This window comes from uncultured Enterococcus sp. (genome assembly GCF_913775425.1).
Taxonomy (GTDB): domain Bacteria; phylum Bacillota; class Bacilli; order Lactobacillales; family Enterococcaceae; genus Enterococcus_G.
This window is the reverse complement of sequence record NZ_CAJYIS010000024.1, coordinates 1-23,907: the sequence shown is the minus strand read 5'-3', so window position 1 is coordinate 23,907 and position 23,907 is coordinate 1. Positions and strand designations below refer to the sequence as shown.

The following is a 23,907-nucleotide window of genomic DNA, read 5'->3' as shown; positions in this document are numbered from 1 at the left end:
CCTCTACCATTCGATTTTCGCAACCGGTGTTGGATTTGGTTGATCGACGATACTCTTGACTTTTCCGTCATTCATACGAATCACGCGATCGGCCATCGGTGCAATCAAAGAATTATGTGTGATAATCACTACCGTCGTATTTTCTTGTCTAGCTGCTTGTTCGAGTAACATTAAAATCTGTTTTCCGGTTTCATAATCCAGTGCTCCTGTGGGTTCATCGCACAATAATAACTTTGGCTTTTTCGCTAATGCACGTGCAATTGTGACCCGCTGTTGCTCGCCTCCGGATAATTGAGCTGGAAAATTATGAATTCGATTTTTTAGCCCAACTTCTTGTAATGTTTGGGTGGCATCTTTCGCTTCTTTAACAATCTCTGTCGCCAGTTCAACATTTTCTAAAGCTGTTAAATTAGGAACTAAGTTATAAAACTGAAAAATAAACCCTACTGATTCTCGACGATAGCGAATCAATTCTTTTTTACTAAACTTCGCGATATCTTCTTGATCAACAATCACTTGACCGCTTGTTGGAGAATCCATACCACCTAAGATGTTTAGCACAGTCGATTTTCCAGCTCCACTAGGTCCTAAGATCACTGTCACGGCACCTTTTTCGATTGCAAAGGAAACTGCATCGTTTGCGGTTATCGTGGTTTCTCCCATTTGATAAATTTTTGATTCTTCAATCAATTCAATGTAGGCCACACAAACTCCCCCTTAATTTTATTCGTAAGCATAGTTTATCACAAAAATTACGAGGATTCGATTGATCTAAACGAAAGGAAAAAAAGAGTTGTTATCGCAACTATTTGCGACAACAACTAATTGACTAACCTAATTTACGCTCATAGCGTTTTTGTCCATCTAAATATGTCGCCTGAAGATTCATCTTTGCATCCAGTACAATAAAATCCGCCGCGCGATTTTTTTGAATCCGCCCACACACATCATCGATTTTACAACTGACCGCAGGCACATATGTCGCCATCATGACTGCTTCTTCTGGCGTGGCAAGATCCCAATTGACAACATTTTGAATGGCTTCTTTTAATTTTAAAATACTACCGGCTAAATTCCCGCTCTCAAGACGAACCGTACCATCTTGAACGATTACCGGAAATTCACCTAGTTCATACGCACCTTCTGGCATTCCACCAGCCATCATACAGTCTGTAATCAGCGCTACATGTTCTGGTCCGACTTTATCAATCAACAGACCACACGCCTCTTTATGAACATGATGACCATCACAGATCAATTCAGAAAAAACGTGGTCAAGCTGCATCAACGCCCCTACCATTCCTGGTTCGCGATGATTCAATCCTCGCATGCCATTAAATGCATGGACAAACACACTCGCTCCAGCATCGACTGCAGCTTTTGCTTGATCAAATGTCGCATCGCTATGGCCTAACGCCACCACAACATCTTGCTTTGTCACAGCTTCAACAAAGGCTTCAACCCCTTGACGTTCGGGAGCTAATGCGATTTTTTTAATCAAGCCATTAGCTGCCTGTTGCCATTTTTCAAATGTTTCAATGCTTGGATCATTGAAGTAAGCAGGATTTTGCGCTCCTTTGTGGACTTCATCAAAAAAAGGTCCTTCAAAATAAATTCCTGCAATCTTTGCACCAGTGACTTGCTCTTTTGCCTTGGAGATGGTGGCAGCAACTCGTGTCAAATGCTCTTCACTAGAAGTTAATGTCGTAGGTAAGAAGCTCGTTACCCCACATTCTAACAACGCCTCAGACATTACCTTAAGGCCTTCTAAATCATCATCCATCACATCGTGGTTTTTATAGCCATGAATATGGGTATCCACTAAACCGGGTGCGATCATGTATCCCGTATAATCAATCACTTGATGAGTTGAGGTGTCGATCATAGAAGAAAAATCGCCAAATTTTCCGTCACTTATTTCTAAATAGCCTGGACCTTTTGTACCAGAGGGATAAAAAAATTTGTCTGCATAAATGTATGTTTTCACGAATGCCACTCCTTTTTTGTATACTACTCCTTAAAAATACTCTCTTTTTCACGAAAAATCAAGAAAGGTCTACACCATTTTCATAATTTGTTAACGTTTTAATCGAATCAGCTGTTTTTGTCATCCAACGCGCTTTTTCAAAATTTCCCATTTTCTCATGTGATTCACTCGCAATATGCAATAGATCCTCGATATAGTAGTAGCTTAAGCGATCAAGTGACCATTTGATCCCTTGGATAGCTGTAGTGATACTTTTTTCATATTGCGCTTGCGTGCATAAAAAACGTGCATAATGATAAAACACTTTCGTCACTTCGAATGTCGACTGTTCGATGGGTAAGATTAATGCCAGTTCAACACTACGCTCTAAGCGTTTTTCAGCTTGTAAAAATCGATTCGTATCTGCATAGATCCGGCCGATAAATCCAATAATCTGCACTTCGATCGACGAAAAATGATCTTTTTTATTTTCAGAATACGTATAAGATAGACCGTGTCGTAAGCCTTGGATGGCAGTATCTGGTCGCTTTTTCACAAAATATTCAACGATGGCTGCATGATAGAAATACAATTGTAAATCCGTATCTAAATACAAACGGTCTAAAATCTCTGTTTCATCTAACATCTGATCCATTTCACGATATTTTTTATGAATGAGTAATTTATTTAGTGTAGTAAAAAATTGTTGGACTTCTAAAATTTGTGAAAATCTAGTGTACATTAGCTGGTCCATCGTAATCGCAAGTCTAACACATAGTTGTTGTAAGACAGCAACGTTTGGAATTTCTAAATTATTTTCGATTCGACTCAATACACTTTGAGAACAAATTCCTTGTGCAAGCATTTTTTGCGTCATTTTTTTCGACTTACGGATCTGCTTGATTTTATCCCCTAAACATTCTTGTAATGCCAAATGATCGGCCTCCTTAAAATATGCGAATTCGCATTTTATCTTTTTGAGTTTTTAGCTCATACTAACAAAAAAGAAAGCGTATCATTTTTTTAGCTTATGATCCTCTATCTATGTTAAAGGAAGTGTTATTTTTATGGAAAATCAAGTTCAAATCGCATTTACCTGGGAAAACGAAACGTTTCAAGGATTCATCGAAAAAGAGTATGAAAATTCATATTTGATCCATGTAAAAAATCCTAATAGTGAGTTAGTGGAAAAATATAATGGACGGATTGTGATCAGCAAAAAGAAATGTATAACAGATATTCTTTTATAAAGGAGAGAAAAAGTGGTTCGGGGGGAACCACTTTTTTCTCTCTATTTTTGCTGATAAGTGGATAAAAATTGGCGCAGAGCATGTGAGGTCGTTTTTAGATCCTCCATATTCGGTAAGTATACCAATCTAAAATGATCTGGTGCTTGCCAATTGAACCCGCCGCCGTGGACGAGTAAAATCTTATGTTCATGAAGAAAATCAAGAACAAATTGTTCATCATTTTTGATATTAAATCGCTTGATATCCATTTTAGGAAACATATAAAAGGCCGCTTTTGGTTTGACTGCAGATAAACCTGGGATATCATTGATTGCTTGATAGATGTATTCTCTTTGTTCGTAAATTCGACCACCTGGCAACAATAATTCATCTACACTTTGATAACCACCTAAGGCTGTTTGGACGATTTGTTGCGATAATACATTGGAGCATAGTCGCATCGAAGACAGCATATTTAATCCTTCAATATAATCACGGACACGCGTTTTATCTCCACTTAATACCATCCAACCTACACGAAAACCCGCAACACGATGCGATTTTGATAACCCACTAAACGTGACGACAAAGCGATCTGGTGCTAGTGTCGCAATCGGAATATGTTGATGGCCATCCATGACTAAACGATCATAGATTTCATCTGAAAAAATAATCAAATCAAACTCACGAGCAACGGTAATAATTTGTTCCAATATTTCTTTAGGATAAACTGCCCCAGTTGGATTATTTGGATTGATCAATACGATCGCTTTGGTTTTTGCCGTAACTTTTGCGCGGATATCTGCAATATCTGGATACCATTCACTTTCTTCGTCACAAATATAATGAACTGGCTTGCCACCAGCTAATGAAACAGAAGCTGTCCACAAAGGATAATCGGGCATTGGAACCAATACTTCATCACCATCATTACACAATCCTTGCATACTCATCGTAATCAATTCACTAACGCCGTTTCCGATATAGATATCATTGATCGAAACATTTGGAAATTTTTGAAGTTGGTAATACTGTTCGATCGCTTTTCTAGCTGAAAAAATCCCTTTTGAATCTGAGTACCCTTCTGAAGCACGTACATTCATAATGAGATCACGGACGATTTCGTTAGGCGCTTCAAAACCAAATGGCGCTGGATTTCCAGTATTTAATTTTAAAATACTCACGCCTTCTTCTTGCATTCGGTCAGCTTCTTCTAATACCGGACCGCGAACATCATAACTTACACCTTCTAATTTTGTTGATTTTTCAAATTTTCGCATAAACATCCTCTTTTCAAAAAAGAACTAGTTTTCTTAAACTTTAAGTCATTTGAAATAAAATTGCAATTTTAATTTTTAGAATTTACAAACTTTTTAGCTTCTGCCTATTTTTCACTAGTTTAACCAAAAAAAGATTGACATTTAAAAGTCAAATCGCTAAAATTTTTCTTGTACCCTATTTGCGGATGTGGCGGAATTGGCAGACGCGTACGCTTGAGGGGCGTATGGCTTCGGTCGTGTGGGTTCGAGTCCCATCGTCCGCATCAACCAGTCACTTGTGGCTGGTTTTTTTATTCAAGTTTTTTGTGCTTTTTTTCACTTTTTTAAGGAAATTTGGCGGAATCTTTGCTAAAATAATGATGTTGAGGTAATGAAAAAGAGACAAAATCGAAACGAAATGAGGAGATTTTATGACAATTAGTGGAATCATTTTAATCATCATTGGCATTATCGGCTTTCTACTTTTACAAAAAAAAGGAACTAGCGTAAAACTTATAACGGGCGCGATTGCCGTGATCGGAATTATTTTATTGATCATCGGGATGACTTCATCAACTAAATCAAGCGACGAAACTGCTTCGCCTTCTACTACATCGACATCTTCACAAGAATTAAAACAGTCTAAAGAAGACCAAGTGAAAAATAAAGCTAAATTAAAAGAAACCGTTCGGCTAGACGATCTTGAATTAGCGACCGAACAAGAAGATGCACAAAAAGAAGATAAGAGCACGTATGATGCAAAAACAAACTACGAAGAGTTAACGCAAACACCGAAAAAATATGAAGGGCAAAAAATCACATTAACAGGTGAAGTGATCCAAACCATTGAAGATGACGAAAAAGTCCAATATCGTTTAGCAGTTGACGGCGATTATGACAAAATGATCTTATTAGAGATTAAAAAATCCGAAGTATCGACTCCAGTTGCTGAAGAAGACAATGTGACTGTTTATGGGACGTTTTTAGGTATGGTATCGTATAATTCCACTCTAGGTGAAAAAATTTCCATTCCAGCGATGCACGTGCATATGTTAACGAAAAACTAAACAAACACCGGCTAAATTTCTTAGCCGGTGTTTGTTTTTGTACACTATTCAAAATGCTGATCAGAATTTTGTTCTGTTTGTCCTTGATTGATCAAGTTAGATAAATCACGATTCAAGACGCCTTTTTTCTTTTCTTTCGTTTTAAATGCCGCTTTGTATTGTCCTCTAGTCATCGCAACAGGTTCTTGTTTGTTGAAACGCCTCACACTAGGTTCTTCGGGCTTTTTCTCCACATAATCATTTGACTCTTCAAACAATAAATAATGCTCATCTGTTTTTTGAAAGCCTGCAAGCAAGGCCTTCGTTTCTAGCTCTTCCTTTGGTTGATCAGGAATCAATGATTTGGGTGTAAATGTCGGAACAAAAGGAGTATGTGGCTGTTGTTCTAAAGTAGCACTTGGTTCTTGCATGCCTTTCGTTTCAGAGGATCCAGCTGTTTCGACTGTGCTCACTGGTTGAGACGACACACGCGGCGCACGCGTATAGTTTCCAAACAATTTTACTTTACCTGTTTTCGTTTCTTCTCTTACTGGTTTTTTTCCGTAATCTGGTAATTGTTCACGGTGCTTTTTCAATTCATCTTGTTGCGCCAAACTATGGCCATAGCGTTTAGCGACCGATTTAGGGATATACGTCGTACGTCTTCTTGCACGCAATGTTTCACTTTCTGTAAAATCAACTTCCGCTGATGTCGTAGACGGTGTCGTATTTGTTGTTTGACTTTCAGTTAAAATCCAGGGCTCAGTTGAAGTAAACGGTTTTCTTGTCGCATTGCGTTGCAACTTCACTCCATCGGAATCAGAAAACGCGGGAAAACGCGTGTATTTACGTTCAATATTTGAAACATCTACCATTGCCTTCACTTCTTTCTCAAATATACTCTATGGAGCTATCTTAACATAAAACCCTCCCTACTCGCTATCGCTTTTGCTGTTCTGGTTTTATATCGATTACAATAAATGGATCCATCTGCGTCTTTTTCAGAATACTCGCTATGATTTGTCCTTTCACAATCGGAGGTAACGCGTGATACGTACTTTCTAGTTGTACATAAGTGTGATCAGTTTGATAAGCTTTGACCTCATACGGCACTTCAGGCGTAAGCAGATTCGTTTCGTGCAATGCTGTCAAAAAAATAGATGGCCGAATCTTACGTTGTCGTGCAACTTTTTCTAAAATCACTTGAACTTGATCTAAAAAATACTCCGGATCAACATCACCGATTGTTTGTGTAAGTTCTGGATAAAAACGCGCCTCTTGTTGGCCGATAGCTTGAAAATAATGCGGAAGTGTATTGGCCATTTGTTGTGTGCTATATGCATCAATGCCTAATTGACTCGTTTCAAGTGTGGCTGGATAACAAAAATCAAGTGTTTCAGGTAAAAATCCTATCCATTTTTGTTGCTGAAAATCTTTTGCTAAGGCATAGAGTTGAGCAGGTTCGATTGGTTTTGCCATAAGTTTTGCGACCCAGTCGTCTACAGTCGTTTGATTACTTTGTACCGCATCATACGTGATTGTTGTAAAATAACGACGATTTTCACGAATGATCAACTGCGCACGGATACATCGCTCTAATTTTTTTTCGAGTTTACTTGCAGGAAAGGCTTCTTTTAACTGCCTTAATGTCGGAGGTGTTTCTTGCTCTAGCAGATACGTCACCAGTTGTTTGTAAAATGGATCGGTAACGATTTGTTGTTCATTTGTCGTCAGATTCGCATAACCTAATTTCATTTCTTTCCCTCCAAAAAAAGACGTTTTTAGATTACTCTAAAAACGTCTTTTTATCTTATTGAAATGCTGCTGTTAATTGAGGTACAACTTGTTTTTTACGAGAAACAACCCCTGGTAAAAATGCACGATTATTCGTCAATTTCACCGCAAAGGCTTCTTCTACTGGCGCTGTTTGATCGCCAACCACTAAAATTTCAGAATTGTTTTCTAAAATATCGGTAACGACTAAAACAAAAAGATCATACCCTTTTTCTTCATTTAATACAGCCATTTCTTTTTCAAGTTCTACTTGACGTTCAAATAATTCAGGAATCGCTACTGTATTCACTTGCGCAACACGAACTGTTTTATCACTCATTGGGAAGCTTTTTGCATCTAGATCTAATAATACAGATACTGTTTTGTCTGCTAGGTTCGTTCCTGCTTTTAATAAATCTAAACCATATGCCTCTAGGTCCACTTCAGCGATTTGTGCCAATTCTTTTGCGGCAGCGATATCTTCTTTCGTACAAGTTGGTGACTTTAATAATAAGGTATCTGAAATAATTGCCGATAACATGATCCCAGCAATCGCTTTTGGAATCGTTACTTGATTTTCTTTAAACAATTTCAAAATAATCGTACTCGTACAACCTACAGGCTCAGCACGGTAATACAAAGGGTTTGCTGTTTCAAAATTAGCGATACGGTGATGATCGACTACAGCTAGGACCGTTACGTCTTTGATATCGGCAACACTTTGTTGGAATTCGTTATGATCGACTAACATGACTTGTTCGGTTTCATTAGCCGCTGTTTCAATCACGCGTGGTGCGCTTAGGCCAAAAGCATCTAACGCAAATTGAGTTTCTTCATTTGGTGTTCCTAGCGCTACGGCTTCCGTTTGTTGACCTAACTCATTTTGTAAATGTGAAAATGCAATCGCAGCTCCAATTGCATCGGTATCTGGATTTTGATGTCCGAAGACTAAAATAGTTGACATGTGATTCGCTCCTTTAGTTGAGTTTCCGCTTCTATCATAGCAAAAAAAAAGAGATAAGAAAATAACAAATTTCTTATCTCTTTTACTTTATCTTGTTTGATACCCCGTATAATCCGCAACATGTAACAGTTCTTTCGCATTTTCAACGCGGTCGTTTGTCGGTGGCTCAATGCCTTCTAACGGATATTTTAAGCCTAACTCATCCCATTTGAATTTTCCCATCGTATGATAAGGCAAGACTTCGACTTTATCGACATTACTTAGACCTTGAATAAAGTCATTTAATCGAATCAAAAACTCATCGTAGTCACTGCGAAATGGTACCAATACGTGGCGGATCCAAACAGGCTGGTTGATTTCAGATAAATAACGAGCCATATCTAAGATATTTTCATTTGATTGTGTCGTTAATTGTTTATGGGCTTCGTTATCGATTTGTTTGATATCAAATAAAATCAAATCGGTATACTGCATCAGTTCATTGAATTTACTAAAGAAAGGCTCTTCTCTAGTAAATGGTTTGCCACACGTATCTAATGTCGTATGGATTCCTTTTGCTTTGGCTTTTTTAAACAATTCGATCAAAAAGTCGACTTGTAATAGCGGTTCACCACCACTAACCGTGATCCCACCATCTTCGCCCCAGTAGGCTTGATACTTCAATGCTTCTGCTAATAACTCATCTGCGGTGTATTCTGTTGCCGTTTTCGCACCGATCTTCCAAGTATCCGGATTATGACAAAATTGACAACGCATCCGGCAACCTTGTGTGAAGATGACAAACCGAACTCCTGGGCCGTCAACGGTACCAAAATTTTCTGTTGAATGTATACTTCCCTTGATTGCCTGATCCATTGCAATTCCTCTTTTCTTTTGCTAGTCGCGTAATGATTATAGACGGTCGTGAGAGGTACGTGCGATTACGTCTGCTTGTTGTTCTGGTGTTAGATCGCGGAATTTCACGGCATAACCAGAAACACGAATCGTTAAGTTTGGATATTTTTCAGGATGTGCTTGCGCATCTAACAATAATTCATTTGTAAAGACGTTCACGTTGATATGGTAACCACCTTTATCAAAGTAGCCGTCTAAAACATTGCGTAAGTTGTTGATACGTGTCATATCATCTTTACCTAATCCATTAGGGTTGATTGTTTGTGTATTTGAAATACCATCTAGAGCATGTGAATATTCTAAACGTGCTGTAGAGTTCAATGAAGCCAACAACCCATGTTTTTCACCTAAGAATTTACCATCTTGATAACTTGGGTTTGCACCAGGTGCTAATGGTTGACCCGCACGACGTCCATCTGGTGTATTCCCAGTGGCTTTACCATAGACCACGTTTGATGTGATTGTAAGTAAAGAAGTCGTTGGTGTTGAATGACGATACGTATGTTGACGTTTGATCTGAGTCATGAAGTAATCCAAGATCCAGTTTGCCATTTGATCGGCTTCTGCATTGTCATTTCCGTATGTTGGGAATTCATTTTGTGGAATATAGTCTACTGCTAATCCTTCTTCATCACGGATGACTTTTACATTTCCGTGTTTGATGGCCATAATACTATCGGTCGCATGAGAGATACCTGCGATTCCTGTAGCGAATGTACGTTTTAAATCTGAGTCCATCAATGCTAATTGCGCTGCTTCATAAGCATACTTATCATGCATGTAATGGATCACATTTAATGTATTCACATACAATTCTGCTAACCAATCTAATGTTTGTTTGAAGCTTTCCATAAATTCGTCAAAGTCAATATTTTCACCAGTTAATGGACGATATTTTGGTCCTACTTGCATTTTCGTTTTTTCATCAACACAACCGTTGATCGCATACAATACGGCTTTCGCTAAGTTCGCACGAGCACCAAAGAATTGCATGTCTTTTCCAACAACTGTTGCCGATACGCAACATGCGATCGCGCAATCATCTGAACCCCATTTTTCACGTAATAAATCATCGTTTTCAAATTGGATCGATGAACTTTCTTTAGCAATACGTGCTGCAAATGTACGGAAACCTTCAGGTAAGTGTGAAGAGTACAATACAGTTAAGTTTGGTTCTGGTGATGGTCCCATGTTGATCAATGTGTGTAAGATACGGAAGTCATTTTTAGTGACCAATGAACGGCCATCGATTCCCATACCTGCAACACATAACGTTGCCCAAATTGGATATCCTGAGAACAATTGATTGTAATCTGGTGTACGGGCAAATTTCACCATACGTAGTTTCATGATCAAGTGATCGATCATTTCTTGTGCTTCAAATTCTGTGATCAACCCACGATCTAAATCACGTTGAATATAAATATCTAAGAATGCTGAGATACGTCCGATTGACATCGCTGCACCATTTTGTGATTTGATTGCACCTAGATAACCAAAGTATAGCCATTGGATCGCTTCTTGTGCATTTTCAGCTGGGCGTGAAATGTCAAAACCATAAGATGCTGCCATTGTTTTTAAGTCATTTAATGCGCGGTATTGTTCTGAAATTTCTTCACGTAAACGAATCACATCATCGGTCATTACTTTATTACCGCAATTTTCATGATCTTTTTTCTTTTGTTCCATTAAGAAGTCGATTCCGTATAAAGCCACACGACGATAGTCCCCAATAATACGACCACGACCATACGCATCAGGAAGACCTGTAATGATTTTATTTTTACGTGCTAAACGCATTTCTGGAGTGTAGGCATCAAATACTCCTTGGTTATGCGTTTTGCGCCAATCTGTAAAGATTTTCGTCATTTCAGGATCAACTTCGTACCCATTAGCGGTTAAGGCATTGTTGGCCATTTTGATTCCACCGAATGGTTGGAAAGCTTGTTTTAATGGTAGATCTGTTTGCAAACCAACGATTTTTTCTTCTTCTTTGATTAAGTAGCCTGGACCATGAGAAGTTAGCGTAGATGGAATGTTATTGTCCATATCGTACACGCCATTTTTTTGATGTTGTACTTCAAATAGTTCTTGTAATTTGTTCCATAATTTTTCAGTACTTGGCGCGATTGGTTCTAAAAATTGATCGTCGCCACGATATTCCGTGTAGTTTTTTTGGATAAAGTCACGTGTGTTGACCTCAACTTGCCATTCTCCACCTTTAAATCCGTCCCATGCTTTTGTTGTTTCTGTATTGGTCATTTCCATTGTCATCTACGGTTCCTCCTTTTGCGTTGCTACTGCAACAACTTTACAAAGATAGTATAACACATCACAATCTTTATGCAAGTGTTTTCAGTCTTTAAAATCCTATAAAATCAAGTATGTGACAAAAACGTTCGTAAACGCAATAAATATAAAGGTTTATTTTGTGAATTAAATCCTTATATTTTAAGAAAAAGTAAAACACATCTCCAATCTGTATTGATACAGATTGGAGATGTGTTTTAAAAAACTATAACAGCTCTTCGGTTTCTTGTACATAGACTTGCGTCACTAAGCCACCGTCTTTTTCATTTAGTACAAATGAGCCATTCGATTGTCGATCAGTAATCGGATAATGCAGTACCGACAGTTCCAGTTGTTCGCCTTTTTGATTGACAATTTGCAACTGAACTTCCCCTTCAGAAAGTGATATGACACGATGGGCTTGTTTTTTCAATTCTCTAAAGATCATCAAGCCACGTTGAGCACGGGCGGTAACTGGGATCTCTTGAGCAATCATTCGTTTTAGCGCCCCACGTTGAGTAATATAGGTGATAGCCGTTTGATCGAGTGGATCAATCAATAACACACCGACTACATAATCTTCAGCTTTTAAGTTGACCGCTTTGACTCCAGCAGCTTTAGCCCCTACGATTGGGATTTCTGCTATCGGATAACGTAAAGCAAATGCTTGATGTGTTGTTAAATAAACGTCTGTCTTCTCAGGTACGGTCTCAAAAACAGCGACTAATTCGTCAGCTGGATCTTTTAGTTTCATCATTACTTGCGAGCGCGTTTTATAGGTACGCCATGGTTCAAATTCAGTTTGCAGCGTTTGTTTCGTGTATCCTTGTTTCGTAAAGAACACAAATGTAGCGTCCTTAGAAAGCTTTTGGTAAGCAAATACTTTGAAAATCGTTTCATCGATCCCAAGATTGGTCAACATCTGTGAAATATGCTCCCCGACTTCTTTAAAACGCAATTCAGGAATCTCATGTACCGGACGATAAATGACATTTCCTTTATTGGTTACCAACAATAAATGGTCCAACGTATTGGCTTGTTGTTGATATACTACAAAGTCGCCTTCTTTCATACCTGTAGGTTCACCGTTTGAAGCACTATAAGAGCGTAAGCTACTGCGTTTGATATAGCCTTCATGCGTGATCGTCACCATCACATCTTCTTGAGCTACTAAGACTTGTGTGTCGATTGTGATTTCAGTGATTTCTTTTTCGATCGTAGTGAGACGTTTTGTTCCGTATTTTTTCTTGACTTCACGTAATTCTTGCTTCATCAATTTAAATAATTCATCTGGACGTTGAATGATTTTTTCGAGTTTCGCAATCGTAAGCGCCAATTCTTCTGCTTCCTTTTTTAATTGCGTGATATCGGTATTGGTTAGACGATATAATTGTAACGTTACGATAGCTTCAGCTTGCTCGCTTGTAAAAGCATGTAACATCACTAAATTATTTTTCGCATCTTTTTTGTCTTTACTTTGACGAATCGTTTCGATGACTTGATCTAAAATCGATAACGCTTTGATCAAGCCTTCAACAATATGCTGACGAGCCAACGCTTTTTGTAATTCATATTGACTACGTTTTAAGATCACCGATTGACGATGTTCGATGTAACTAGTCAACATTCGTTTGAGACCTACTTGTTGCGGACGCATATTGTCGATGGCTACCATATTGAAATTGTAGTTGATCTGTAGATCGGTATTTTTAAATAAATAATTTAAAATCCCTTGAGCATTGGCTTCTTTTTTTAGTTCGACAACGATCTGTAATCCAGTACGATCACTTTCGTCGCGCACTTCTGCAATGCCATCCACTTTTTTATTGATTCTAATTTCATCCATTTTCTTCACTAAAGTCGCTTTATTGACTTCATAAGGAATCTCAGAGATCACGATTTGCGATTTCCCACCTTTGATCTCTTGAATCTCAGTTTTTGAGCGTACGATCGCTTTTCCGCGACCGGTTTCGTATGCTTTTTTGATTTCATCGCTACCTTGCAAAATACCCCCTGTTGGAAAATCAGGTCCTGGAATAAATTGCATCAATTCTTCAACACTCGCTTCTTTGTGATCAATCAAATGAATCGTACCATCAATAATCTCACTTAAATTGTGTGTTGGAATCTCCGTAGCATATCCTGCTGAGATCCCAGTCGAGCCATTGACCAATAAATTCGGAAATTTGGCAGGCAAGACAGTTGGTTCTTTTTCAGTATCGTCAAAATTCCATACAAAATCAACGGTTTCTTTTTCGATATCTTTTAATAATTCCCCACTAACTTCAGACAGACGAGCTTCGGTGTACCGCATCGCAGCTGGTGGATCCCCATCCATACTCCCATTGTTTCCATGCATCTCAATCAAAACATTACGCAATTTCCAGTCTTGACTCATCCGCACCATCGCTTCATAAATACTACTGTCACCATGTGGATGATAGTTCCCCATGATATTTCCGACAGATTTAGCAGATTTACGAAAGCTTTTTTCATGTGTATTGCCATCTTGATTCATCGCAAATAAAATACGACGTTGTACCGGTTTTAATCCATCACGAATATCAGGTAATGCTCGTTCTTGGATAATATATTTTGAATAGCGACCAAAGCGGTCCCCCATTACTTCTTCTAATGTCAATTCCTGAATATTTTGATCGTGTTCCAAGAAATCAACTCCTATTCTTCAACTAAACTTCATTCTTATGCTTCGGAAATTTTTTCTTCCGTTGTTTCTAAAATACTACCTTCTTCTTCTAAGGTAAACTGAACATGTGCTTCGATCCATTTTCGACGTGGTTCGACTTTATCACCCATTAGCGTTGTGACACGACGTTCTGCTTGTGCAGCGTCTTCAATGCGCACGCGAATCAGCGTACGATGTTCAGGATCCATTGTCGTTTCCCATAATTGGTCAGCATTCATCTCTCCTAGCCCTTTATAGCGCTGGATCATATAGCCTTTTCCCATTTTTTTCGTTTGTGTCGCCAACTCATCGTCAGTCCAAGCATAGGCAATCTGTGCTTTTTTCCCGATTCCCTTTGAAATCTTATACAAAGGTGGCAACGCAATATACACCCGTCCTGCTTCGATCAATGGTTTCATGTAACGATAAAAGAACGTCAGCAAGAGCACTTGGATATGGGCTCCATCCGTATCTGCATCGGTCATAATGATCACTTTATCATAATTACAATCTTCAAGCTCAAATTCCGGACCAACACCTGCTCCGATCGTATAGATCATCGTATTGATTTCTTCATTTTTCAAAATATCTTGCATTTTTGCTTTTTCAGTGTTGATGACTTTCCCACGAAGCGGTAAGATTGCTTGAAATTTACGATCACGACCTTGTTTGGCTGAACCACCAGCAGAATCTCCTTCGACTAGGTACAACTCATTTTTCTTGGGATTTTTTGATTGTGCAGGTGTCAATTTACCTGAAAGCAACGATTCCCCTTTTTTCTTTTTCTTCCCATTACGACTATCTTCACGAGCTTTACGGGCTGCTTCACGGGCTTCACGGGCTTTGATCGCTTTTCTGACGATCGATTGGCTCATTTCGCTATTTTCTTGTAAATAAAAACCTAATTGATCCCCAACGATGGTATCCACGGCATTACGTGCAGCAGGTGTCCCTAATTTTTCTTTTGTTTGTCCTTCAAATTGCAACAAATGTTCCGGAACACGAATCGACAACACACTTGCCAGACCTTCACGAAAATCAGTTCCTTCTAGATTTTTATCTTTTTCTTTTAATAAACCCGCTTTTCGCGCATATTCATTGAACGATTTTGTCAAGGAAGCTTTTAAACCAGCTTCGTGTGTTCCGCCATCTTTTGTTCGAACATTGTTTACGAAAGATAGAATCGTTTCTGAAAAACCATCATTATATTGAAAGGAGACTTCGACTTCGATGCCTTCTTTTTCACCAGAAAAATAGACGATTGGTGTCAAAGCATCTTTTTCTTCATTTAAATACTCAACGAACTCTTTGATCCCTTCTTCATAATGAAATACTTCTTGAACGGTCTCTTCCTTTCGTTCGTCGGTTAGAGTGATTTTAACATCACGCAATAAAAATGCCGATTCGCGCAAACGTTCTGCTAATGTGTCATATGAAAATTTTGTCGTACTAAAGATTGAAGCATCAGGTAAAAAATGGACCGTCGTCCCATTTGGCTCCTTTGTTTTGCCAATTTCAACTAGCGTTCCTTCAGGTTTTCCACCATCAATAAACGTTTCTTGATATTTTATCCCATCACGAACGATCGTCACAGTAAGCCAAGAAGACAGCGCATTAACAACACTCGCTCCAACCCCATGTAACCCACCAGATGTTTTATAGCCACCTTGACCGAATTTCCCTCCAGCATGCAGTACTGTAAAAATAACTTGAACGGTAGGAATCCCAGAAGCATGCATCCCAACTGGCATCCCCCGTCCAAAATCTTGGATACTAATACTTTGATCGTGGTGGATCGTAACTCGAATCTCTTGACCATATCCTGAGAGCGCTTCGTCTACTGCATTGTCGACAATTTCATAGACTAAATGGTGCAACCCTCGATGATCGGTTGATCCAATATACATCCCTGGACGTTTTCTAACGGCCTCCAATCCTTCAAGGACTTGGATGGACGCATCATTATATTCATTGGATTTATTTACCAAATTGAACTCTCCTTTATGTAATTTTCTAAAATGTAAAACAATACTTCTCATACTCTATAGGAAAATCTCAAAAAAGAAAAGTGGCAAAACACTTTTTTTAGGATTTCGATACGATACTTATGATTTGATGAAAAATTTTATGAACAATTGTTGTTGTGGTGATTTCATGATAAAATTCTGCTAGGTTAATAAGAAAGTGGGATATTATGACAATTATTCTTTTATTCATAGGTGCATATCTTTTAGGTTCGATTCCTTCAGGAGTTTGGATCGGCCAACTATTTTTCCACAAAGACATTCGAAAATTCGGCAGCGGCAATATGGGAACGACCAATACGTTTCGTGTGTTAGGTCCAATCGCCGGAACGGTAGTCTTGTTTATGGATATTTTAAAAGGAACGCTTGCCACGTTACTTCCAAGTTTTTTTGATATTCATACCGTCAATCCGTTATGGTTTGGTGTATGTGCTATTTTAGGGCATACGTTTCCGATCTTTGCGAAATTTAAAGGTGGCAAAGCGGTCGCAACAAGCGCTGGGATGATCTTGGCGTACAATCCACTCTTTTTTACATATTCAACGGTCATTTTTCTCGTCTGTTTATATTGTACGAGTATGGTGAGTTTGACAAGCATGCTAGCTGCGGTACTGATTACCTTGTCCACGATCCTTTTGCCTTTATTGCACACACCGATTTTGCCTACATTTAATTGGCTGTTAACGTTGATTGCTTGTGGCGTAACTATCTTTATTTTTTATCGCCATAAAGCCAATATCGCCCGAATCAAAGCAGGAACTGAAAGTCGCATCGGCTTTGGTCTTCGTAAACAATCAAAATAAGCTTTTCACTCAATTAAGACGATTAATTGAGTGAAAAGCTTTTTTAAAATACAGTGATCGTATATGCTGCATCAAATACTTCATGTGCATCTAAACGCTCGATACCTAATTTTTGCGTAAATTCACCTGTCGCATCTACAACATCAGCGATTCCTGCCCAAGGCTCCAAACAGACAAAATTAGAGGCAACAGGTGCCGTCGACCAAACCCCAAAGTATGGAAAGTCTTTGTAGGATAACGTCACACCATGTTTGGATCTATCTGAACAAATCGAAAAAGCTGTTTTTCCTTTGGTTTCAAAAATCAATGCATCCTCTTTGAACAATCCGTGGGTCAAGTCGATTGCCGTATTGGTTTGACCCAGTGTTTTATGTTCAAGATCAATCAAATCGTGTTTAAGCGGCAAAAATGTCCGTGATTTTAAGGGTTCTGAGACCAAATAATAATCTTCAAACGACAAGCCAGGTTCTAGTGGAACATTAAAAGCTGGATGGCCCCCAATTGAAAAATATAGTGGCGCTTCGTCTGGATTACGGACTTGGTAGCGTACTTCTAGTGCATTGTCCGTTAGCGTATACAAGATCTCTAAACAAAACCCAAAAGGATAGACTGCGCGCGTCTCGTTTGTATCTACTAAGCGAAAGCGCGCAGTTGAGTTGGTCTGTTCGACCAACTCAAACTCTTGATCACGTGCAAATCCGTGGCGCGGTAGCGTGTACGTTTTTTGTGCTACTTGATACTGATTATTTTTTAATGTCCCTACGATTGGAAACAATACAGGAGCGTGGCGATTCCAATGTTTAGGATCCGCTTGCCACATATACTCGATTGCATTGAGTTTATCAACAAATTGTTGAATCTCTGCACCTAATGTCGCAATCGTTACTTGGTATTGTGCATTTTCTAACATTACCTTCATTTATTATCCCTCCAATTACGAACGAGCTAATTCTTCTTTGAAGCGTGGATTGAGCACTTTCAAATAGGTTCCCTTCATGCCCAGTGAACGAGACTCGATAATACCTGCAGATTCTAATTTACGCAAGGCATTGACGATCACTGAACGGGTAATGCCGATCTCATCGGCAATACTAGAAGCCGTCAAACGGCCTTCATCACCATCTAGTTCATCAAAAATGGCTTGAACTGCTTTTAATTCACTGTACGACAACGTACTGATCGCCATTTGTACAGATGTTGCACTGCGGATCTCTTCTTCGATCGAACGTGATTGTTGGTATAAAAATTGCATCCCTACTACTGTGGCACTGTATTCTGCTAGAACCAAATCTTCTTCGTTAAACGTCGTTTCCACACGAGATAAAATAATCGTTCCCAAACGTTCACCAGCGCCAAAAATAGGCACGACTGTCGTCAATCCATTAGGATACAATTCACGGCTTTCAATCGGAAAAGCAGTCATATCACTGCTAATTGGAATATTCGATTCTGTTTGCATCAACCGATCCACCATATCTGTGTAATTGTCGGGAAATTGTTTTTCTACTAGCATATTTTTCACTCGATCATTATTAAAATCGTGCTGTTCTGTAAACCCTAACAAGGTGCCATCACTACTGATAATATACGTATTGCTATCTAAGATCGAACCTAGACTTTGCGCCATTTGGTTATAAGGTAAATCCGCATGTACCCGAAATGTATTTTTTTGTTGCAATAATTCGTTGATACGACGTGTTTTATCTAACAGTCTTTCCATGGTTTTCCCCTCTCGCCTATAAAATATAACGGCTTAGATCTTCATCTTGTGCAATATCATTTAGTTTTTCATTTACATAGGCTTCAGTGATCGTAATTTCGGCCATTTGCATATCTGAAGCTTCAAACAATAGATCTTCTAAAAGTTTTTCTAAAATCGTATGCAAGCGACGTGCACCGATATTGTCTGTCTCTTGATTGACTTGATAGGCAATGTGAGCGATCCGTTCAATTGCTTCTAACGTAAAGGTAACCGCTACATCTTCTGTTGCTAACAAGGCCACATATTGTTTAATCAATGCGTTGTTTGGTTCAGTCAAAATTTTGACAAAATCTTCTGTCGTCAAATCATCTAGCTCCACACGAATTGGAAAACGACCTTGTAATTCGGGAATCAAATCGCTTGGTTTTGATAAATGAAATGCTCCCGATGCCACAAATAAAATATGATCAGTATTGATCACGCCATATTTCGTATTGACTTGTGACCCTTCTACAATCGGCAAGATATCTCGTTGCACACCTTCACGCGAAACTTCACCAGAATTGCTTTGTGATTTTGAAGTGATTTTATCGATCTCATCGATAAAAATAATTCCACTTGATTGCGCTAATTTAATCGCCGCACTATGGATATCCGCATCATTGACTAATTTTGCTGATTCTTCTTGGATCAATAATTCACGTGCTTCTTTTACGCTAAGTGTCCGTTCGATTTTTTTGCTTGGTTTTAGCGCACCTAATGTTTCATTTAGATCGATCCCCATTTGCTCTAATCCATTGTTCATTGCTGGAGCTTGTACTTTTGGTTCTTCGATTTTGATCGTCACTTCGCGATCATCTAACACGCCACGTTCTAGTTGTTCAAAGATCGCTTGACGATTCGAGCGAATTTCATCGGTCAATTCTTCTTTTGGTTCTTCTGTTTGCTGAGTTGCATTGAACATGCTCATCATTTGTTCGTAAGGATTTGAACTAGTCTGTTTTTGTTCTTTTTTGATTCCAGGAACTAATGCTTTGACTAAACGACGGTTCGCTTTTTTTGAAGCTTGCGCGTAGACACTATCATATTGTTCTTTTTTCACTAATTGGATCGCGTGTTCGACTAAATCACGGACCATAGATTCCACGTCACGACCAACGTATCCAACTTCTGTGAATTTCGTCGCTTCGACTTTTACAAAAGGTGCAGAGACGATTTTTGCTAATCGACGTGCGATTTCAGTCTTCCCAACACCAGTTGGTCCGATCATTAAAATATTTTTCGGTGTCACATCATGTTGCATTTGTTCATCTAGTTGCAAACGACGGTAACGGTTGCGTAATGCTACAGCTACAGATTTTTTCGCTTGGTGTTGACCAATGATATATTCATCTAAATCTTTGACGATTTCTTTTGGTGATTTGGCTTGATTCATCATATTAAAATTCCTCTACTATAATATTATGGTTGGTAAAGACGCAGATATCCGCTGCGATATTTAAAGCATTACGTGCAATCTCAGTGGCGCTTAACTCACCACCGTATTCTTTCATTGCGCGTGCTGCAGCCAATGCATAATTTCCACCTGATCCGATCGCTAAAATCCCGTCGTCAGGAGCAATGACTTCACCCGTTCCAGAAACAAGTAACATTTCCTTTTCGTTCATGACGATCAACATGGCTTCTAATTTTTGCATCGCTTGTTGGGTGCGCCATTCTTGTGCCAGTTCAACTGCTGCACGTTGCAAGTTTCCGTTATATTCATTTAGTTTTCCCTCAAATTTTTCTTCCAATGTGAAGGCATCTGCCACGCTTCCAGCAAATCCTACTACCACTTGATTGTTATAGATACGACGGACTTTTCTGGCAGTACCTTTCATGACGATTTGCTCGCCCATTGTGACTTGACCGTCTCCAGCCATTGCAAATTTGCCGTCTTTTTCAACGGCACAGATCGTTGTTGAATGAAATTCTGATTTCATAAATTGATACTCCTTTTATTTGGCACGTGGATGAAATTGACGATAGTTTTGTTGTAACGTCTCTTTGGTCACATGTGCATAGATTTGTGTAGTCGATAAATTACTATGGCCTAAAAGCTCTTGGACAGTACGCATATCCGCACCATTATTTAATAAGTGAGTGGCAAACGTATGCCGCAATTTATGTGGATGGATTTCACTATCTAAGTGACTTTTTTTTAATAACTGTGTCAAGATATAATCCACGCCAGCTGTAGTCAGTGCTTGACCACGATGATTTACAAAAAACGTGTCATGGACAGTGCGACTTTTTTCACATAGCGCGAGCCGGCCTTGATTCAAATACGTTTGCATCGCGAGTTTGGCATGATCATTAAATGGAACGATCCGCTCTTTATGGCCTTTTCCGATCACTTTCAAGACTTGCATCTGAAAATCGATTTGGTGTAGCGCAAGCGTCGCACATTCACTCACACGTAAGCCACAACCATATAAAACTTCTAGTAATGCACGATTACGTTGATCTAGTGGCGTTGAACCTGTGATACTATCAAATAGCTCCTGTACCTCATCTTCATAAAAAAAACGCGGCAGTTTCGGCTGCTTCTTTTTTAATTGGACATAGGTGAACGGATTTTCTGTGATCACTTCTTGGCGCAATAGGTACTGATAAAATGAGCGCAAACTGGCAATTTTTCGGCCGATACTATTGCGGCTGTAGCCATGTTCACTCAAACGGCTCAAATACAATCGCACATCGCGATAGTCAACTTTTGTATAGTCAACACAAGCAATTTCTTGTAAAAAAACTTGAAATTGTAAAAAGTCTTCGGTATATGCAGCTGTCGTTTTTTCTGAATAGCCTCGTTCGACCGTCAAATAACGACAAAATCGTCCAAACCAATCTTGATCCATCTACTTGCCTCATTTCTTGATTCCATCACGTTTGGTTACACTTACATTCCAAACGATGATTAAAATTTAGCACAGTCTTTTGAAAAAAACAAATAAATTGTCAGAATTTAACAAATTGTTCAAAAATCCTTTACAATTCTGAAAATTTACGAACGAACCTCTCATTTTTTCTTAAGAAAAAACCGTATGAACAGCTATAGCCATCCATACGGTTTGATTAATGACGAATGCGATTTAATATCCCTTTTAGCATTCGATAGGCTTGATACTTCATTGGTGAAACGACTTTTGTATAGACGCCAAAACGTTCTTCGACTTGTCCATTGAACGCATCTTTAAATTTCAATACACCATCAGAACCATCATAGACCCCTTCGATCCCATAAAAATTGTAACGTGGGATCTGACGAGTGATTGCTTCTTGCATCATATAGTCTTGAATCAAATAAGGTGCGTAGAATTTTTTATATTTTTCATACGTGCCACTAAATAAGTAGACAACCTCCGTGGGTTCGATTGCAAACAATGCACCAGCTAAGATGACTTCACCAGGTGCTTCTTTAGAAAAAGCCTCTGCTTCTTCAATTCGTACCTGAACTGTACGTAGTTCATCTTCAAATTCACGTTTTTGATTATTTTTTTTCCGACTTTTAGGATTGATGGTTAAAAAGTCATTGATCTCATCTAAGGTACTTTGGATTTCTTTAGCACGATGCACCAAGTTCTCTTTGTAAGTTTCAAAATTGATCTCCGCAACAACAAATTTTGCTTTTTGACCAAAGGCGTTAAAAAAGGCTTGGTAATACGCTAAACTTTTATCTGAAAAGCCACGGCGTTCACTTGTTTCTTCGGTTAATTTTTTAAACTTCGGTAGCTCTTCATAAGACAATTCACGTAAGACGATCCCATAATCTTTTGTTTTTTTCACACTATACTGAGCGGATTTAGTGTACGACGAGCGTAACGTATCGAGTGTGAGATCGGATAGGTCTTTAATAAAAAAAGGCTTACCATAGCTAATATAAGCATCTGAATCCATCGTATCGATCGTAAACCCTTGTTGTAGATAGGTTTTGTCATAATCGACTGGCGCTTCTTTTAACACTTCACCTTGGGTCGTTAACCAACGTTTTGCTTGATTCGGCGCGATCGTTAGTGTAAGTCCTTGATTCTTCTTTGTATAAGTAGTTAATTCGGCTAAAAAAGTTGCCAAGCAAGTCTGATCGTCTTCATTGACCATCAGTCCACCATTGATCAGATAGAGTTGACCAAAGCCTAGTTTCGTATGCGTCAATAAAGAAGACGCTACGATTGCACCTTGATCATCTTTTAACCCTACAAATTCACCGTACCAGCCATTTTGTTCTTGTACTTGTTTCATTTCGATTGTTTGTAAAAAATTTGCTTGCGTAAATTGCGCTTGATGCGCTTGAAATTCTTCGGGTGTTAATTTCATAAACGTATACATATAGGACAACTCCAATTTTCACTTTCTTTTCACAAATTTAGTTTATCGCTTGTTAGTGTATCACTCTTTCTTTCATTTGAAAAGTTGTGCTGTTAGAGTTTACTAAAATCTTCAAAAAAAGACTGTGACAGCGTTCTGCCACAGCCATCTTTGATTATTCCTTGGAAACTTCTTGATGCGATGAGTTTGCGGTTTGAACGGCTTCCACTAACTCACGATTTCCTTTTGTCGTAGCCATTGAGTCATTGATCAATGTGATCAAATCTAAACCGGTCGTTTCTTTGATGGTTTCAAATGTACGTGCAAGGCCGGCTTGTCCCATTTCATGCACACCATCCCCTTGACCAAAGCTGACAATCTTGTCGATATTGCTGATTGGTGCGTTTACTTCTTTGGCAATTTCTGGCAAGACTTTGATAAACTCGATCAAAATCCCTGCTTCGTTTAATTTTTGAAGTGCTAAGGCCATTTGTTCTTGTGTTTGCGCTTGCGCTTGTCCTACTTTGGTAATTTTTTGCGCTTCGGCTTCCCCGAGTTTCGTCACTTTTTCTGCTTCTGCTTGTGCGGCTAAACGCACTTTCTCGGCTTCTGCTTCGGCATGCGCAATTTCTTTGGCTTTTTCAGCTAAAGCACGTTGTTCGACAACATATTTTTCTGCTTCGGCTTGTTTACGTAGCGTGGCATTCAGTTCTTTTTCCGTCAATTCGGCCTGTTTACCTTGGATCTCAATATTTTTTTCTTGTTCAATCAAGTTGACTTTCATTTTTTCCACAACAGCGATTTGTTCCGCTTTTGCATCCGCAACTTCACGTTCTTGTTTATATTGCGCTTCTTTTAAAGCCATTTCTTTATTGGCTTCTGCAATTTCTGTGCGGCGACGGATCTCTTCTTGTTGGGCTAATTGTTC

General features: G+C 38.9%; 20 protein-coding genes, 1 tRNA gene and 1 pseudogene. 4 read left to right on the top strand and 18 right to left on the bottom strand.

Translation table 11 applies throughout. The features are described from left to right. Positions 1 to 3: 3 nt before the first annotated feature. The 3 genes from QZ413_RS02600 to QZ413_RS02590 all read right to left on the bottom strand — a co-directional run bounded on the left by QZ413_RS02600 (position 4) and on the right by QZ413_RS02590 (position 2,900). On the bottom strand, positions 4 to 705 hold the full coding sequence (locus QZ413_RS02600; RefSeq protein WP_297076008.1) for an ABC transporter ATP-binding protein: 702 nt from the start codon (positions 703 to 705) through the stop codon (positions 4 to 6). 124 nt (positions 706 to 829) lie between these two features. Beyond that, positions 830 to 1,987 (bottom strand): N-acetylglucosamine-6-phosphate deacetylase, encoded by a 1,158-nt coding sequence (gene nagA / locus QZ413_RS02595; protein ID WP_297076007.1) that lies wholly within the window; start codon positions 1,985 to 1,987, stop codon positions 830 to 832. 58 nt (positions 1,988 to 2,045) lie between these two features. Beyond that, positions 2,046 to 2,900 carry a helix-turn-helix domain-containing protein gene (locus tag QZ413_RS02590; RefSeq protein ID WP_297076004.1) on the bottom strand — a complete coding sequence of 285 codons (855 nt, stop codon included), beginning with the start codon at positions 2,898 to 2,900 and terminating at the stop codon, positions 2,046 to 2,048. Positions 2,901 to 3,033: 133 nt separating this feature from the next. On the opposite strand from QZ413_RS02590, the gene QZ413_RS02585 reads away from it, so the two are divergent. Continuing rightward, a complete protein-coding gene (locus QZ413_RS02585; protein ID WP_297076001.1) occupies positions 3,034 to 3,216 on the top strand; it encodes a DUF2187 domain-containing protein in 183 nt (60 codons plus the stop codon). A 41-nt stretch (positions 3,217 to 3,257) separates the two neighbouring features. Here the strand turns inward: QZ413_RS02585 and QZ413_RS02580 are convergent, their stop codons facing one another. Then, complete coding sequence (locus QZ413_RS02580; protein WP_297075998.1) at positions 3,258 to 4,475, bottom strand: pyridoxal phosphate-dependent aminotransferase; 1,218 nt, start codon at positions 4,473 to 4,475, stop codon at positions 3,258 to 3,260. Between the two features lie 181 nt (positions 4,476 to 4,656). Here QZ413_RS02580 and QZ413_RS02575 point away from each other — a divergent pair. Both QZ413_RS02575 and QZ413_RS02570 read left to right on the top strand, forming a co-directional pair. Beyond that, positions 4,657 to 4,738: transfer RNA gene (locus QZ413_RS02575), tRNA-Leu, on the top strand. Positions 4,739 to 4,885: 147 nt separating this feature from the next. Beyond that, entirely contained in the window at positions 4,886 to 5,521 is a 636-nt protein-coding gene (locus tag QZ413_RS02570) for a hypothetical protein (protein ID WP_297075996.1), read from the top strand. A 44-nt stretch (positions 5,522 to 5,565) separates the two neighbouring features. Here QZ413_RS02570 and QZ413_RS02565 read toward each other — a convergent pair whose 3' ends face one another. From QZ413_RS02565 to parE, 7 genes are all read right to left on the bottom strand, one after another. Then, complete coding sequence (locus QZ413_RS02565; protein ID WP_297075993.1) at positions 5,566 to 6,375, bottom strand: hypothetical protein; 810 nt, start codon at positions 6,373 to 6,375, stop codon at positions 5,566 to 5,568. A 64-nt stretch (positions 6,376 to 6,439) separates the two neighbouring features. Beyond that, positions 6,440 to 7,255: a DUF1803 domain-containing protein gene (locus tag QZ413_RS02560; protein ID WP_297075990.1), complete on the bottom strand. Its 816-nt coding sequence runs from the start codon at positions 7,253 to 7,255 to the stop codon at positions 6,440 to 6,442. Between the two features lie 55 nt (positions 7,256 to 7,310). After that, positions 7,311 to 8,237, bottom strand: a complete 927-nt coding sequence (locus tag QZ413_RS02555) for a manganese-dependent inorganic pyrophosphatase (protein WP_297075988.1) — start codon at positions 8,235 to 8,237, stop codon at positions 7,311 to 7,313. Between the two features lie 87 nt (positions 8,238 to 8,324). Beyond that, positions 8,325 to 9,092: a pyruvate formate-lyase-activating protein gene (pflA, locus tag QZ413_RS02550; protein ID WP_297075986.1), complete on the bottom strand. Its 768-nt coding sequence runs from the start codon at positions 9,090 to 9,092 to the stop codon at positions 8,325 to 8,327. Positions 9,093 to 9,128: 36 nt separating this feature from the next. Next, positions 9,129 to 11,405 (bottom strand): formate C-acetyltransferase, encoded by a 2,277-nt coding sequence (gene pflB, locus QZ413_RS02545; protein ID WP_297075982.1) that lies wholly within the window; start codon positions 11,403 to 11,405, stop codon positions 9,129 to 9,131. 241 nt (positions 11,406 to 11,646) lie between these two features. After that, positions 11,647 to 14,088 (bottom strand): DNA topoisomerase IV subunit A, encoded by a 2,442-nt coding sequence (gene parC, locus QZ413_RS02540; protein WP_297075980.1) that lies wholly within the window; start codon positions 14,086 to 14,088, stop codon positions 11,647 to 11,649. A gap of 35 nt (positions 14,089 to 14,123) precedes the next feature. Continuing rightward, entirely contained in the window at positions 14,124 to 16,094 is a 1,971-nt protein-coding gene (gene parE / locus QZ413_RS02535) for a DNA topoisomerase IV subunit B (RefSeq protein ID WP_297075978.1), read from the bottom strand. 206 nt (positions 16,095 to 16,300) lie between these two features. Between parE and plsY the strand changes: the two genes are divergently transcribed. Next, on the top strand, positions 16,301 to 16,933 hold the full coding sequence (plsY, locus tag QZ413_RS02530) for a glycerol-3-phosphate 1-O-acyltransferase PlsY (protein WP_297075976.1): 633 nt from the start codon (positions 16,301 to 16,303) through the stop codon (positions 16,931 to 16,933). Between the two features lie 43 nt (positions 16,934 to 16,976). Here the strand turns inward: plsY and QZ413_RS02525 are convergent, their stop codons facing one another. From QZ413_RS02525 to QZ413_RS02495, 7 genes and pseudogenes are all read right to left on the bottom strand, one after another. Continuing rightward, on the bottom strand, positions 16,977 to 17,852 hold the full coding sequence (locus QZ413_RS02525; protein WP_297075974.1) for an aldose 1-epimerase family protein: 876 nt from the start codon (positions 17,850 to 17,852) through the stop codon (positions 16,977 to 16,979). 15 nt (positions 17,853 to 17,867) lie between these two features. After that, on the bottom strand, positions 17,868 to 18,653 hold the full coding sequence (gene codY / locus QZ413_RS02520; RefSeq protein WP_297075971.1) for a GTP-sensing pleiotropic transcriptional regulator CodY: 786 nt from the start codon (positions 18,651 to 18,653) through the stop codon (positions 17,868 to 17,870). 16 nt (positions 18,654 to 18,669) lie between these two features. Continuing rightward, positions 18,670 to 20,070 (bottom strand): ATP-dependent protease ATPase subunit HslU, encoded by a 1,401-nt coding sequence (gene hslU / locus QZ413_RS02515; protein WP_297076066.1) that lies wholly within the window; start codon positions 20,068 to 20,070, stop codon positions 18,670 to 18,672. A gap of 4 nt (positions 20,071 to 20,074) precedes the next feature. Next, complete coding sequence (hslV, locus tag QZ413_RS02510) at positions 20,075 to 20,617, bottom strand: ATP-dependent protease subunit HslV (RefSeq protein ID WP_297075970.1); 543 nt, start codon at positions 20,615 to 20,617, stop codon at positions 20,075 to 20,077. A gap of 15 nt (positions 20,618 to 20,632) precedes the next feature. Next, positions 20,633 to 21,532, bottom strand: a complete 900-nt coding sequence (xerC, locus tag QZ413_RS02505; RefSeq protein ID WP_297075968.1) for a tyrosine recombinase XerC — start codon at positions 21,530 to 21,532, stop codon at positions 20,633 to 20,635. 217 nt (positions 21,533 to 21,749) lie between these two features. Then, the gene (locus QZ413_RS02500) at positions 21,750 to 23,000 is read right to left on the bottom strand and encodes an aminoacyltransferase (protein ID WP_297075965.1); all 1,251 of its coding nucleotides are present in this window, start codon (positions 22,998 to 23,000) and stop codon (positions 21,750 to 21,752) included. 154 nt (positions 23,001 to 23,154) lie between these two features. Next, a pseudogene (locus QZ413_RS02495) lies at positions 23,155 to 23,907 on the bottom strand (flotillin family protein); the annotation flags it as partial.

Bases quoted from the DNA above. Each gene is read 5' to 3' on its own strand.
- QZ413_RS02525 (WP_297075974.1), bottom strand. From the start codon at position 17,852: ATGAAGGTAATGTTAGAAAATGCACAATACCAAGTAACGATTGCGACA.
- QZ413_RS02585 (WP_297076001.1), top strand. From the start codon at position 3,034: ATGGAAAATCAAGTTCAAATCGCATTTACCTGGGAAAACGAAACGTTT.
- QZ413_RS02555 (WP_297075988.1), bottom strand. From the start codon at position 8,237: ATGTCAACTATTTTAGTCTTCGGACATCAAAATCCAGATACCGATGCA.
- pflA (WP_297075986.1), bottom strand. From the start codon at position 9,092: ATGGATCAGGCAATCAAGGGAAGTATACATTCAACAGAAAATTTTGGT.
- codY (WP_297075971.1), bottom strand. From the start codon at position 18,653: ATGGAAAGACTGTTAGATAAAACACGTCGTATCAACGAATTATTGCAA.
- QZ413_RS02565 (WP_297075993.1), bottom strand. From the start codon at position 6,375: ATGGTAGATGTTTCAAATATTGAACGTAAATACACGCGTTTTCCCGCG.
- QZ413_RS02560 (WP_297075990.1), bottom strand. From the start codon at position 7,255: ATGAAATTAGGTTATGCGAATCTGACGACAAATGAACAACAAATCGTT.
- xerC (WP_297075968.1), bottom strand. From the start codon at position 21,532: ATGGATCAAGATTGGTTTGGACGATTTTGTCGTTATTTGACGGTCGAA.
- pflB (WP_297075982.1), bottom strand. From the start codon at position 11,405: ATGACAATGGAAATGACCAATACAGAAACAACAAAAGCATGGGACGGA.
- QZ413_RS02570 (WP_297075996.1), top strand. From the start codon at position 4,886: ATGACAATTAGTGGAATCATTTTAATCATCATTGGCATTATCGGCTTT.
- QZ413_RS02580 (WP_297075998.1), bottom strand. From the start codon at position 4,475: ATGCGAAAATTTGAAAAATCAACAAAATTAGAAGGTGTAAGTTATGAT.
- hslV (WP_297075970.1), bottom strand. From the start codon at position 20,617: ATGAAATCAGAATTTCATTCAACAACGATCTGTGCCGTTGAAAAAGAC.
- hslU (WP_297076066.1), bottom strand. From the start codon at position 20,070: ATGAATCAAGCCAAATCACCAAAAGAAATCGTCAAAGATTTAGATGAA.
- QZ413_RS02500 (WP_297075965.1), bottom strand. From the start codon at position 23,000: ATGTATACGTTTATGAAATTAACACCCGAAGAATTTCAAGCGCATCAA.
- plsY (WP_297075976.1), top strand. From the start codon at position 16,301: ATGACAATTATTCTTTTATTCATAGGTGCATATCTTTTAGGTTCGATT.